At 66.1% G+C, this 13,048-nt stretch carries 12 protein-coding genes; 1 reads left to right on the top strand and 11 read right to left on the bottom strand.

What is annotated here, in order from left to right; all coding sequences use genetic code 11:
- Positions 1 to 31: 31 nt before the first annotated feature.
- The 3 genes from astA to aruC form a co-directional block, all read right to left on the bottom strand.
- Entirely contained in the window at positions 32 to 1,054 is a 1,023-nt protein-coding gene (astA, locus tag ACTJJX_RS26280; RefSeq protein WP_003117118.1) for an arginine N-succinyltransferase, read from the bottom strand.
- 11 nt (positions 1,055 to 1,065) lie between these two features.
- Complete coding sequence (aruF, locus tag ACTJJX_RS26285; RefSeq protein WP_003085950.1) at positions 1,066 to 2,082, bottom strand: arginine/ornithine succinyltransferase subunit alpha; 1,017 nt, start codon at positions 2,080 to 2,082, stop codon at positions 1,066 to 1,068.
- 198 nt (positions 2,083 to 2,280) lie between these two features.
- A complete protein-coding gene (aruC, locus tag ACTJJX_RS26290; RefSeq protein ID WP_004348304.1) occupies positions 2,281 to 3,501 on the bottom strand; it encodes a bifunctional succinylornithine transaminase/acetylornithine aminotransferase in 1,221 nt (406 codons plus the stop codon).
- A 166-nt stretch (positions 3,502 to 3,667) separates the two neighbouring features.
- Here aruC and ACTJJX_RS26295 point away from each other — a divergent pair, with 166 nt between their 5' ends.
- Positions 3,668 to 3,991, top strand: coding sequence for a hypothetical protein (locus ACTJJX_RS26295; protein WP_004348302.1), 324 nt, complete (start codon positions 3,668 to 3,670; stop codon positions 3,989 to 3,991).
- A 20-nt stretch (positions 3,992 to 4,011) separates the two neighbouring features.
- Here the strand turns inward: ACTJJX_RS26295 and argR are convergent, their stop codons facing one another.
- The 8 genes from argR to dctM form a co-directional block, all read right to left on the bottom strand.
- Entirely contained in the window at positions 4,012 to 5,001 is a 990-nt protein-coding gene (argR, locus tag ACTJJX_RS26300) for a transcriptional regulator ArgR (RefSeq protein WP_003085944.1), read from the bottom strand.
- Positions 5,002 to 5,033: 32 nt separating this feature from the next.
- Positions 5,034 to 5,798 (bottom strand): arginine/ornithine transport ATP-binding protein AotP, encoded by a 765-nt coding sequence (gene aotP / locus ACTJJX_RS26305; protein WP_003085940.1) that lies wholly within the window; start codon positions 5,796 to 5,798, stop codon positions 5,034 to 5,036.
- Positions 5,799 to 5,816: 18 nt separating this feature from the next.
- Positions 5,817 to 6,929, bottom strand: a complete 1,113-nt coding sequence (locus tag ACTJJX_RS26310) for a M14 family metallopeptidase (RefSeq protein ID WP_003145612.1) — start codon at positions 6,927 to 6,929, stop codon at positions 5,817 to 5,819.
- Positions 6,930 to 6,942: 13 nt separating this feature from the next.
- Positions 6,943 to 7,641 carry an ABC transporter permease gene (locus ACTJJX_RS26315; protein ID WP_003085936.1) on the bottom strand — a complete coding sequence of 233 codons (699 nt, stop codon included), beginning with the start codon at positions 7,639 to 7,641 and terminating at the stop codon, positions 6,943 to 6,945.
- Positions 7,642 to 7,657: 16 nt separating this feature from the next.
- Positions 7,658 to 8,347, bottom strand: coding sequence for an ABC transporter permease (locus ACTJJX_RS26320; protein ID WP_003085934.1), 690 nt, complete (start codon positions 8,345 to 8,347; stop codon positions 7,658 to 7,660).
- Positions 8,348 to 8,465: 118 nt separating this feature from the next.
- Positions 8,466 to 9,245 (bottom strand): ABC transporter substrate-binding protein, encoded by a 780-nt coding sequence (locus ACTJJX_RS26325; protein ID WP_003085932.1) that lies wholly within the window; start codon positions 9,243 to 9,245, stop codon positions 8,466 to 8,468.
- A gap of 540 nt (positions 9,246 to 9,785) precedes the next feature.
- Positions 9,786 to 11,741: an acetate--CoA ligase gene (gene acs, locus ACTJJX_RS26330; RefSeq protein WP_003110260.1), complete on the bottom strand. Its 1,956-nt coding sequence runs from the start codon at positions 11,739 to 11,741 to the stop codon at positions 9,786 to 9,788.
- Between the two features lie 181 nt (positions 11,742 to 11,922).
- Positions 11,923 to 13,048 (bottom strand): C4-dicarboxylate TRAP transporter large permease protein DctM (gene dctM / locus ACTJJX_RS26335; RefSeq protein ID WP_440782028.1); only part of this gene is annotated, 1,126 nt, incomplete at its 5' end.

Consider the following 13,048-nt stretch of genomic DNA (forward strand, 5'->3'; position numbering starts at 1 on the left):
GCGCCCTCGCCGGGACGCCTCCATCAGGCTTTCAACCGCGCTTCTGCGCCGACAGCGGCACCGCGCGTACCGAGGCGCCGGCCGACAGGCGCAGGCGCTTGGCAGTCAGCGGATCGACCACCAGGGTGCCGGCGGCGGCCCGCGCCGGCGCGGCGGTGATGCGACAGTCTTCGCGCTTGCGGTTGTGGATCAGGTAGGGCTCGGCGTCGTCGCCGGGAGTGCCCACCGCCAGCACCAGGCTCTGGCTCTCGGCGATGGCGCGGATCTTGTCGGTCTCGGCCTCGATCGCCGGGCCGGCGTCGAAGATGTCGACGTAGCCCTGGTAGCTGAAGCCCTCGGCCTTGAGCATGGCCAGCGCCGGCTCGGTGTTCGGATGGACGCGGCCGATCACCCCGCGCGCCTCCTCGGAGAGGAAGCAGGTATAGAGCGGGAACTTCGGCATCAGCTCGGCGATGAAGGCCTTGTTGCCGACCCCGGTGAGGTAGTCGGCCTGGGAGAATTCCATCTTGAAGAAGTGCCGGCCGAGGCTTTCCCAGAATGGCGAACGCCCCTCCTCGTCGGACATGCCGCGCATCTCGGCGATCAGCTTGTCGCCGAACAGGTGGCGGAATTCGGCGATGAACAGGAAGCGCGCGCGCGACAGCAGCTTGCCGTTGAGGCCGCTGCGGTGGTCGGCGTGGAGGAACAGCGAGCACAGCTCGGAATTGCCGGTCAGGTCGTTGGCCAGGAACAGCGTGGGGATCTCGCGATGGATGTTGAGTTCCTGCGAGGCGCTCACGGTGAGGCCGACCCGGTAGTTGTACCAGGGTTCGCGAAGCCCCACCGCTCCGGCGATGGCGGAGATGCCGACGACCTTGCCGGCGTCGTCCTCGAGGACGAACAGGTAGTCGGCGTCGCCGCGTTCGGCCTCGCCGCGGAAGGCCTTCTCGGCCCAGCTGACGCGATGCTGCAGGCGCTGCTCGTTGGCCGGCAGGGTGGTCAGGCCGGTGCCGGTGCTGCGCGCCAGCTCGATCAGGGCCGGCAGGTCGGCGCTGGTAACAGGACGTACGATCATGACTGGCTCCTTCAGACCGCTACCAGGCGCACGCTGGCGCCTTCGCCGACGCCCAGGGCCTCGGCGGCTTCAACACTCAGGGCCACCGGCTTGCCGGGCGCCCAGTCCAGGTCCAGCACGACCGCGCGGAAGTCCTGCAACTGGCCGTTGGTGACCAGGTATGGACGCCCGCTCTTCGGCGCCTCGCCGATCTTCACCGGAACCACCCGGCTCTGGGCGATCGAGCGAATCCCCGAGGTACGCGCGTGCAGGGTCGGGCCGCCATCGAAGATGTCGATGTAGTTGTCGGTCTCGAAGCCTTCGCGCATCAGGATATCGAAGGTGATCTGCGCTCGCGGGTGGACCTGGCCCATGGACTCCTGGGCGGCATCCGGCAACAGTGGCACATAGATCGGATAGTGCGGCATCAGTTCGGCGAGGAAGGTGCGGCTCTTCAGCCCGGAGAGCTTTTCCGCCTCGATGTAGTTCAGGTCGAAGAAGTTGCGCCCGACCGCGTTCCAGAACGGCGATTCGCCCTGCTCGTCGCTGTAGCCGACGATCTCCACCACCACCGCGTCGGCGAAGCGCTCCGGATGGCTGGCCATGAACAGCAGGCGACCGCGCGAGTTGAGTTCGGCGTAGACGCTCTGCACCAGGTCGCGCTGTACGTAGAAACTGGTCAGCAGACTGTTGCCGGTAAGGTCGTGGCACAGCGAGAGGACATGGATCTTGTTGTGGATCGACAGCGAGCGCGAGGCGTGCACGAAGGTTTCGTTGCGGAAGCTGTAGAACGGTTCCGAGAACCCGGCCGAGGCGACGATCGCCGAGCAGCCGACCAGCTCGCCGCTGGCGCTGTCCTCGAGGACGAAGAAATAGCTTTCCTCGCCGTTGTAGCTCACCTCCGCGGCGAACGAGGCCTCGGAAGCGAGGATCTTGTCGCGCAGGCGTTCGGCGTCATCCGGCAAGGACGTGACGCCTACCGGGCTGTCCGCCGCCAGACGCTGCACCTGTGGCAGGTCGGCCGCTTGGGCGGGGCGCATCACCAACATGGCGTCACTCCTTTCTCAGACAACGATGATTGCCGCATCCATGCGCGGGACCGCGGCACCTTCCTGTGCCACGGTTTCGAACGTCCAGCAGGGAAGATCCCGCGCCACGCACGGCGGCACGGTTCCCGGCTCCGGCGCGGGCCGCTCCGGGATGTCGCATCGGGTGCCCCGGCCTGCGCCGGGGCCCCGTGGGTTCGCTCAGCCGCGGACCAGCTTGGCCACGGCGCGCTCGAAGCGCTCCAGGCCTTCGTCGATCTCGGCGTCGTCGATCACCAGGCTCGGCGCGAAGCGCACCACGTCCGGGCTGGCCTGGAGCACCATGACCGCCTCTTTCTCGGCGGCGTTGAGCACATCCCTGGCCTTGCCCTTCCACTCGTCGGTCAGCGCCGCACCGATCAGCAGGCCCATGCCGCGGATCTCGTCGAAGATGCCGTACTCCTGGCCGATCTTCTGCAGGCGGGACTTGAAGCGCTCATGCTTGGCCTTCACGCCATCCAGCACTTCCGGGGTATTGATCACGTCCAGCGCCGCCTCGGCCACCGCCGAGGCCAGCGGGTTGCCGCCGTAGGTGGTGCCGTGGGTGCCGACCGAAAGGTGCTTGGCGATCTCGCCGGTGGTCAGCATCGCACCGATAGGGAAGCCGCCGCCCAGGCTCTTGGCACTGGAGAGGATGTCCGGGACCACGCCGTAGTGCATGTAGGCGAACAGCTCGCCGACCCGGCCCATGCCGCTCTGGACCTCGTCGAAGACCAGCAGCGCATTGTGCTCGTCGCACAGCTTGCGCGCCCCTTCCAGGTAGGCCTGCTGCGCCGGCAGCACGCCGCCCTCGCCCTGGATCGGTTCCAGCACCACGGCGCAGGTCTTGTCGGAGATCGCCGCCGTCAGCGCTTCCAGGTCGTTGTAGGGAACGTGGGTGATACCCTCGAACTTGGGCCCGAAGCCATCGGAATACTTCGGCTGGCCGCCGACGTTGACGGTGAACAGGGTGCGCCCGTGGAAGCTGTTGCTGGCGGCGATGATCTCGTACTTCTGCGGGCCGTAGACATCGTTGGCGTAGCGGCGAGCCAGCTTGAAGGCCGCCTCGTTGGCTTCGGCGCCGGAGTTGGCGAGGAACACCCGCTCGGCGAAGGTGGCGTCCACCAGCTTGCGCGCCAGGCGCAAGGCCGGCTCGTTGGTGAAGACGTTGGAAACGTGCCAGATGCGCTGGGCCTGCTCGGTGAGCGCCTTGACCAGCGCCGGATGCGCGTGGCCCAGGGAGGTCACGGCGATGCCGCCGGCGAAATCGATCAGTTCGCGGCCGCTCTGGTCCCAGACGCGCGATCCCTCGCCTCGCACCGGAATGAAGGCGGCGGGGGCGTAGTTGGGGACCATATACCGGTCGAAATCGGCACGTTCTACCTGCGCATGGGGAGCGGACATCGGTGTTTCTCCTGCCTGAAGGCGGCTATCGATGAAAGGATTGTAGGGATTGGGACCGGGCCGGCATTGCCGCCATGCGACAACTTGTTATAGCGCCAACCCGGGAATTTCCGCGGCTTTCGGAAATGCGACAGAAAGCATCGGGAAGGCGCAGTGTAAACGCGCGATGCACTCGGGTGCATACTTCTTCTACGCCGCCCCGCGGGCGGGAACAGCAGGGAAACAAGCCATGCCCATCGAGGGAATCGACTACCGTCTCGTCTTCGCCTCCGACGTCAATCCGCGCGACGGCCTCGGCCTGGAGTGCTGGCGCGGCGAACAGCCGCTGTTCGAGGTCTTTCGCGACGACGCCGGCCGGCGTTTCGTGGTCAACCTGTTCGCCAGCGACGTTCCGCTGGAACTGCTGGAGACGATCATTCCGACGGCCCGTCGCGAACTCGGCGACTTCCCGAGGCGATCCGCCTCCCGGGGCGTCGCAAAGCCCGGCTGAAACCGCCGCGCCGTTGGCGATCAGCCGCGTTCGACGGGAGTGAAGGTCGTCTCGAAGGCGCTGCCGCCGCGCCGCTGGTTGCGGTCCTCGCGCGGAGTGACGCCGAAGAAGTTGCGGTAGGCGCTGGAGAAATGCGGCCCGGAAGAGAAACCGCAGGACAGGCCGATCTGGATGATCGACTTGCTGGTCTGCATCAGCATCTGCCGCGCGCGGTTCAGGCGCAGCTCCAGGTAGTACTGGCTGGGTACGCGGTTCAGGTATTGCTTGAAGATCCGTTCCAACTGGCGCCGCGAAACACACACATGCTGGGCGATCTCGTCGGTGGTCAGTGGCTCCTCGATATTGGCTTCCATCAGCAGTACCGCCTGGGTCAGCTTCGGATGGCTGGAGCCGAGGCGATTCTTCAGCGGGATGCGCTGGCGCTCGTTGCCTTCGCGAATGCGCTCCACCACCAGCTCCTCCGAGACCGCGCCGGCCAGTTCAGCGCCATGGTCGCGGGACAGCAGCGCCAGCAGCAGGTCGAGTACCGCCATGCCGCCGCAGGCGGTCATGCGGTCGCGATCCCACTCGAACAGGTGATTGGTGGCGATGACCTTGGGGAAGCGCTCGGTGAAGTCATCGTGCCAACGCCAGTGCACCGCGGCGCGATAGCCGTCGAGCAGGCCGAGCTGGGCCAGCGGGTAGATGCCGGCGGACAGCGCGCCGATCGCCGCTCCCGAACGCGCCAGTTGCTTGAGCGCCAGGCCCAGCGCTGGCGACACCGCCGCCGGCGCCTCGTCGGCGACCAGGAACAGCCGCGAGCATTGCTCCAGCCTGCCGTTCCAGGCCGTTCCCGGCAGGCGCCAGCCCTCCTCTTCGGCCGGCGCTTCGGCGAGCAGGAACAGCGGCTCGTAGAGCGCCTCGGGGTGCAACCGCCGGGCCGCCCGCAGGGCTTCCTCGGCAAGCGATAGCGTCAGCGCGCGGGTGGCGGGCCAGAGGAGGAAACCGATGCGTTGGGGTTGGGCAGTCATGGGAGCAGCTTAGCCGGCCTCTGCGATGAATGTTACTTGAGGCTGCCGGAGAGGAACTGCTTGAGGCGGTCCGACTGCGGGTTGGCGAGGACTTCCTTCGGGCAGCCGTGTTCCTCGACCAGGCCCTTGTGCAGGAACACCAACTGGTTCGACACCTCGCGGGCGAAACCCATCTCGTGGGTCACCACCACCATGGTGCGGCCTTCCTGGGCCAGGTCCTGCATGACCTTCAGCACTTCGCCCACCAGTTCGGGGTCGAGCGCCGAGGTCGGCTCGTCGAACAGCATCACTTCCGGCTCCACCGCCAGCGCCCGGGCGATCGCCACGCGCTGCTGCTCGCCGCCGCTCATGTGCGCCGGGTAGGCGTCCTTGCGGTGCGCCACGCCGACCTTGGCCAGGTAGTGCTCGGCCTTCTCGATGGCTTCCTTCTTCGACACGCCGAGCACATGCACGGGCGCCTCGATGACGTTCTCCAGGGCGCTCATGTGCGACCACAGGTTGAAATGCTGGAACACCATCGACAGGCGCGAGCGCATGCGCTGCAACTGGCGGGAGTCGGCGGCCTTCAGCGCGCCGTCGCGGCCGGGCACCAGCTTCAGCTCCTCGCCGTTGAGCAGGATCTTGCCGGCGTGCGGCTGTTCCAGCAGGTTTATGCAGCGCAGAAAGGTGCTCTTGCCGGAACCGCTCGAGCCGATGATGCTGATCACGTCGCCCGCTTTCGCCGCCAGCGAGACGCCCTTGAGCACCTCGTGGCTACCGTAGCGCTTGTGCAGGTCTTGGACTTCCAGTTTGTACATGTGTGTGTTCTCGGCTAATCAGTCGCTGAGCAAGCGTCCCTGACGGATCGGTTGACGACCGGCCACCTTGGCCAGCCAGAGTCCCGGCTGCGCGTAGCGCATCCGTTCGATGGCGAAAAGCACGCCGGAAACCCCGGCGCACACGGTGCTGGCACGGTCGGCCAGGGGATCGATGACCTGGAACAGCGGTTCGCCCGCCTCCACCCATTCGCCCGGCCGGCGCAGGAAACTCACCACGCCGGTATGCGGGGCGTGGACGTATTCGGTGCCCTCGAAGGGCAAGCCTTCGCAGCAGGCTTCGGGCGCCGCCGGCCATTCGCCCTCGACGAAGCCCTGCTCGGCGAGGAAGGCCAGGATCGCCGCGGCGTTGGCCTCGGCCTGCTGCACGGTGGTGTCGGCCTGGCCGCCGAGTTCGACGGTGGTCGCCAGGCAGGCCAGCGGCAGCTCGGCGCGCGGATACAGGCGCGACAGGCGCAGCCACGGCACCGAGCAGGCCTCGTCGAAGGAACCGCCGCCGGACTCCTCGGCAAGCAGCCCGACAGCGGCGCCCAGGCGTGCGGCCAGGGAGGCGAAGGCGGGCCATTGCTGCGGCAGGGTATAGAGATGGATGGCGGCCTCGAAGTCGCAATGCAGGTCGAGCACCAGGTCGGCGTCGCAGGCGTGGCGATACAGCAGGCGCTGCATGCCCTCCAGTTCCGAGGTCGCCGGCGGCAGGGCGTCCAGCGCCGCGCGCAGGGTCTGGCGGACCAGCGCGACATTGGCCGCCGGATCGCTGCCGAGACGCTCGCCGACGCTGTCGATCACCGCGTCCAGCAGGTCGGGGAAATCGCGGTTGAAGTTGCGCCCGCTGCTCATTTCGAAGCGTCCCTGGTGCAGCGCCTGGATCATCTGCCCGAGACCGACCGGATTGGCCACCGGCACCAGCTCGACGGTGCCGCGCAGGCGGCCTTCCGCCTCCAGCAGGCGCAACCGCTGCTTCAGCTCCCAGGCGGTGCGCATGCCCGGCAGCTCGTCGGCGTGCAGGCTGGACTGGATGTAGACCTTGCGCGCGCCGCAGCCGAAGCGGAACACGCTCAGGCGCTTCTCGCTTCCCAGGGTGCTCCACGGCAGCAGGTGGTCGATACGCTCCATGCGGTCCTCCGGATCAGGATTTGCGCGGCGCCAGGTAGGCCAGCCAGCGGCGCTCGGCAAGCTTGAACAGGCGCACCAGGATGAAGGTCAGGCACAGGTAGAACAGGCCAGCGGTGATGAACGCCTCGAACGGCAGGTAGTACTGCGAGTAGACGGTCCGCGCGGCGCCGGTGATGTCCACCAGGGTGACGATGGACGCCAGGCTGGTGGTCTGCAGCATCATGATCACTTCGTTGCTGTACTGCGGCAGGGCGCGCCGCAGTGCCGACGGCAGGAGGATGCGGCGGTACATCTTCAGGCGCGACATGCCCATCGCCTTGGCCGCCTCGATCTCGCCATGGGGCGTGGCCTTCAGGCTGCCGGCGAGGATCTCGGCGGTATAGGCGCTGGTGTTGATGGCGAACGCCAGGCAGGCGCAGAAGGAGGCGTTCGACAACCAGGGCCACAGCGCGCTCTCGCGCACCGCGTCGAACTGCGCCAGGCCGTAGTAGATCAGGAACAGCTGGACCAGCATCGGCGTGCCGCGGATCACGTAGGTATAGAGCCAGGCCGGGAAGTTCACCAGCGGCTGCTTGGAGACCCGCATCAGCGCTAGCGGCACCGCCAGCAGCAGGCCGATCAGCAGGGAGATCGAGAGCAGCTTGAGGGTGACCAGCAGGCCGTCGAAATAGAGCGGAAGGCTGTCCCAGATGACGGAGAAATCGAAGATCACGATAGGGCCCCTTGACTCACAGTTCCGCGGTTTTCACGCCGACCGAATAGCGGCGTTCGAGCAGGCGCAGCAATAGCAGCGACACGCTGGTCACCAGCAGGTACAGGCCGGCCACGGCGAGGTAGTAGGTGAACGGCTCGCGGGTCGCATCGGAGGCCTGCTTGGCCTTGAACATCATGTCCTGCAGGCCGACCACGGAAATCAGCGCGGTGGCCTTGACCAGCACCAGCCAGTTGTTGGTGAAGCCGGGGATCGCCAGGCGGATCATCTGCGGCACCTGGATGCGGAAGAACACCTGGCGGTGGCTCATGCCGTAGGCGTAGCCGGCCTCGCCCTGCCCCTTGGGAATCGCCATGAAGGCGCCGCGGAAGGTCTCCGAGAGATAGGCGCCGAAGATGAAGCCGAGGGTGCCGACGCCGGACACGAAGGGATTCAGGTCGATGTAGTCGTCGTAGCCGAGTTGCGGGGCGACCCAGTTCAGCAGGCCCTGGCCGCCGTAGAAGATCAGCAGGATCAGCACCAGGTCGGGGATGCCGCGCACTACCGTGGCGTACAGGTCGCCGCACCAGGCCAGCCAGCGCACCGGCGACAGGCGGAAGGCCGCGCCCAGCAGGCCGAGGACGATGGCCAGGAGCATGGAAAGCAGAGCCAGCTGGAGAGTCAGCCAGGCGCCATCGACGATGGTCGCACCGTAGCCAGTGATCATCAAAACGGTACCTCTATGCAGCTAATGCAGCGCTAAAGCAGTGGCGTCCAGTCAATAAAAAAGTGGCACAAACAGCGCGAGGCGTCGCGGACGTTTGTGCCACCTCTGACGGATAGCGTCAGTTCGAACCGTAGACGTCGAAGCTGAAGTACTTGTCCTGGATCTGCTTGTACTTGCCGTTGGCGCGCAGCGCGTCGATGGCCGCGTTGAACTTGCCGGCCAGCTCGCTATCGCCCTTGCGCACGGCGATGCCGACGCCTTCGCCGAAGTACTTGGCATCGGTCAGTTGCGGACCGACGAAGGCGTAACCCTTGCCGGCATCGGTCTTGAGGAAGCCGTCCTCGAGGTTCACCGAGTCGGCGACCACCGCGTCGAGGCGACCGGCCACCAAGTCCATGTTGGCTTCCTGCTGGGAGTTGTAGCGCACCACTTCGACGCCGGCCGGGGTCAGTTCGGCGGAGGCGTAGCGGTCGGCGGTACTGCCACGCAGCACGCCGGCCTTCTTGCCCTTCAGGTCGGCCTTGGGATCGTTGAGGCTGGCGCCTTCCTTCATCACGAAGCGCGCCGGGGTGTTGTAGTACTTGTTGGTGAAGTCGACCGAACGCTTGCGCTCGTCGGTGATGGTCATCGACGAGAGGATCGCATCGATCTTGCGCACCTTGAGTGCCGGGATCAGGCCGTCGAACTCCTGCTCGACCCACTTGCACTGCACCTTCATCTCTTCGCAGAGGGCATTGCCGATATCCACGTCGAAGCCTGCCAACTGGCCGTCCGGGGTCTTCAGCGAGAACGGCGGGTAGGCCGCCTCGATGCCGATGCGCACCGGCTTGTCGGCGGCGAAAGTGGGCAGGGAGAGCACGGACAGCGCCAGGGCGCCGAGAAGTGCGAGCTTCTTCATCTGGAACTCCTTCGAAGGGGATGGCATCGATTGGCAGGAGAAATAGAACCTTGCCCAGGCTGCCGACGGATATGCGTGATCACCGGCTCTTGCGCATGGCGCCTTCTCGTGGACAGGGCGCCAGCTGGGGTGAGCGGCATTCTAGCGACAGGCCGAAAGTGGTTATTTCTTCAATGCGACAACTAATTATAAAAGCACCGAAGAGGGCATTCGGCGATATTGACAGGCAGCGACATTTGTGCCCGGAAAGCGCGAAGTGTAATCAATGAGTAAAGCAAATCTCAAGCCATAAATTGCCAATTCCTTCTCCTTCAATGGCTTGGCCGCTACGACTCACCTCGACTGCTACCCCGTGTCGCACCTTGGCTGTGCGTGGCGTTTCCTCTCGCCCCAATTATGCGCAGGCGCGCATCACCGAAGTGTTACCGCCGCCCCATTCCCGGCGCGAGCCCATTCGAAACGCCCTCCTCCTCGGCCCGCGCCAAATGAAAGACCCCGCGCGGCTCGCACCGCGCGGGGTCGTTTCGGATCAGGCGGAAGTCAGGCGGCCTGCATCGAGCGATGGGTCTCGATCAGGTGCTGGACCACGCCCGGGTCGGCAAGGGTGGAGATGTCGCCGAGGGTGTCGTACTCGGCCGCGGCGATCTTGCGCAGGATGCGCCGCATGATCTTGCCCGAACGGGTCTTCGGCAGTCCCGGCGCCCACTGGATCACATCCGGCGTGGCGATCGGACCGATCTCGCGGCGAACCCATTGCTTCAGCTCCTGGCGCAGCGCCTCGCTCGGCTCGACCCCGGAGTTGAGGGTGACGTAGACATAGATGCCCTGCCCCTTGATGTCGTGCTGCATGCCGACCACCGCCGCCTCGGCGACCTTCGGGTGGGCGACCATCGCGCTTTCCACCTCGGCGGTGCCCATGCGGTGGCCGGAGACGTTGAGCACGTCGTCGACCCGCCCGGTGATCCAGTAGTAGCCGTCCTCGTCGCGGCGCGCGCCGTCGCCGGTGAAGTACATGCCCTTGAAGGTCTTGAAGTAGGTGTCGACGAAGCGGTCATGGTCGCCGAACAGGGTCCGCGCCTGGCCCGGCCAGGAGTCGAGGATCACCAGGTTGCCCTCGGCGGCGCCCTCGATCAGGTTGCCGAGATTGTCCACCAGTGCCGGTACCACGCCGAAGAACGGCTTGGCTGCAGAGCCCGGCTTCATCGCGTGGGCGCCCGGCAGCGGGGTCATCAGGCAGGCGCCGGTCTCGGTCTGCCACCAGGTGTCGACGATCGGGCAGCGCGACTGGCCGACGGTCTCGTAGTACCACTGCCAGGCTTCCGGGTTGATCGGCTCGCCCACCGAACCGAGCAGACGCAGGCTGGAACCGTCGGCACCGGCCACCGCCGCCTTGCCTTCGGCCATCATCGCGCGGATCGCGGTCGGCGCGGTGTAGAGGATGTTGACCTTGTGCTTGTCGATGATTTTCGCCACGCGGGTCACGTCGGGGTAGTTCGGCACGCCCTCGAACAGAATGGTGGTGGCGCCGTTGGCCAACGGGCCATAGACGATGTAGGTGTGGCCGGTGACCCAGCCGATGTCGGCGGTGCACCAGTAGACTTCGCCCGGACGGTAGTCGAAGACCCGCTCGTGGGTCAGCGAGGCGTACACCAGGTAGCCGCCGGTGGTATGCAGCACGCCCTTCGGCTTGCCGGTGGAGCCGGAGGTGTAGAGGATGAACAGCGGGTCCTCGGCGCCCATTTCCTTGGGTGCGCAAGTGCTGCCGGCAACCTTCATCAGGTCGTCGTACCAGACGTCGCGGTGCTGGTTCCACTTGATCTCCGCACCGGTACGCTTGCAGACGATGATCTTCTGCACGCTGGAGGTTTCCGGGTTGGTCAGGGCGTCGTCGACATTGGCCTTCAGCGGAGTGCGCTTGCCGCCGCGCACGCCTTCGTCGGCGGTGATCACCACCTTCGACTTGCAATCGATGATGCGTCCTGCCAGGGCCTCGGGGGAGAAGCCGCCGAAGACCACCGAGTGGATCGCGCCGATGCGGGTGCAGGCGAGCATGGCGACCACGGCCTCGGGGATCATCGGCATGTAGATGGTCACTACGTCGCCGCGGTGCACGTCCTGCCCGCGCAGGGCGTTGGCGAACTTGCAGACCTGCTCGTGGAGCTGGCGGTAGGTGATTTCCTGGTGGTCGGCGGGATCGTCGCCTTCCCAGATGATCGCCACCTGGTCGCCGCGTTCGGCGAGGTGACGGTCGAGGCAGTTGTGCGACACGTTGAGGGTGCCGTCGGCGAACCACTTGATGTCCACGTGATGGTCGTCGAAGGAGGTCTGCTTGACCTTCTCGAACGGCTTGATCCAGTCGATCCGCTGGGCCTGCTCGCGCCAGAAGCCGTCGGGGTTGACGACGGACTGCTGGTACATCGTCTTGTAGGTGGCTTCGTCGGTGAAGGTCCGTGCCACCGCTTCCGGGTGCACGGGGTACAGGGATGCCGCAGACATGGCTTTAACCTCGGTACGTGAGTGTTGTTTTTGTTGTGCCCAGTTGTAGCGAGCGCACACCCCACGAACCATACGACCATGGTCTTACCACTGCGCGACAGCGCCGATAGTAGCTATAAGCCGCGCCGATCGTAGCCTTGCGCCAGCGGCGGAGCGCGTCCTGCGCCCCGCCGCCGCGACCTCAGCTCATGCCCAGCAGGCCCGGCAGCCACAGCGAGATCAACGGCACGTAGGTCACCAGGATCAGGAACAGCAGCAGGATCATCAGCCACGGCAGCGCCGCGCGGATGGTCGCCCCCAGCGGCATGCCGGTGACCGCCGAAGTGACGAACAGGTTGAGGCCGACCGGCGGGTGTACCAGGCCGATCTCCATGTTCACCACCATGACGATGCCCAGGTGGATCGGGTCGATGCCCAGCTTCATGGCGATGGGGAAGAAGATCGGCGCCAGGATCAGCACGATCGCCGAGGGCTCCATGAAGCTGCCGGCGACCAGCAGCACCACGTTGACCATCAGCAGGAAGCCGATCGGGGTCAGGCCTTCCTGCACCACCCATTCGGTGATCTGCTGGGGGATCTGCTCGGTGGTCAACACGTGGGCGAAGAGCATGGCATTGGCGATGATGAACATCAGCATGATGCTCAGCCGCCCCGACTCCAGCAGCACCTTGGGACAGTCGCGCAGGCGCATGTCCTTGTACACGAACAGCGCGACGAAGGCCGAATACACCGCCGCCACCGCCGCCGCCTCGGTGGGGGTGAACAGCCCGGAATAGATGCCGCCGAGGATGATCACCAGCAGCAACAGGCCCCAGCCTGCACGGCGTGCGGCGGCCAGCCACTCGCGGAAGCTGGCGCGCGGCTGCGCCGGCAGCTTCTTGACCCGCGCGACGATGTAGATCACCACCATCAGGATCACCCCGAGCAACAACCCCGGAACCACCCCGGCGACGAACAGCTTGCCCACCGAGGTCTCGGTGGCGGCGGCGTAGACCACCATCACGATCGATGGCGGGATGAGGATGCCGAGGGTGCCGGCGTTGCAGACGATCCCGGCGCCGAACGCCTGTGGATAACCCGAGCGGACCATGCCGGCGATGGCGATCGAACCCACTGCCGCCACCGTTGCCGGAGACGAGCCGGATAGCGCGGCGAAGAGCATGCAGGCGAGCACCGCGGCGATCGCCAGGCCGCCACGGATGTGTCCGACGCAGGCGTTGGCGAAGTCGATCAGGCGCCGCGCCACGCCACCGGTGGTCATGAACGCGCCGGAGAGCAGGAAGAACGGGATCGCCAGCAGGGTGTAG

It is taken from the genome of Pseudomonas sp. 22490 (assembly GCF_052044465.1).
In the GTDB taxonomy this organism is placed as follows: domain Bacteria; phylum Pseudomonadota; class Gammaproteobacteria; order Pseudomonadales; family Pseudomonadaceae; genus Pseudomonas; species Pseudomonas aeruginosa.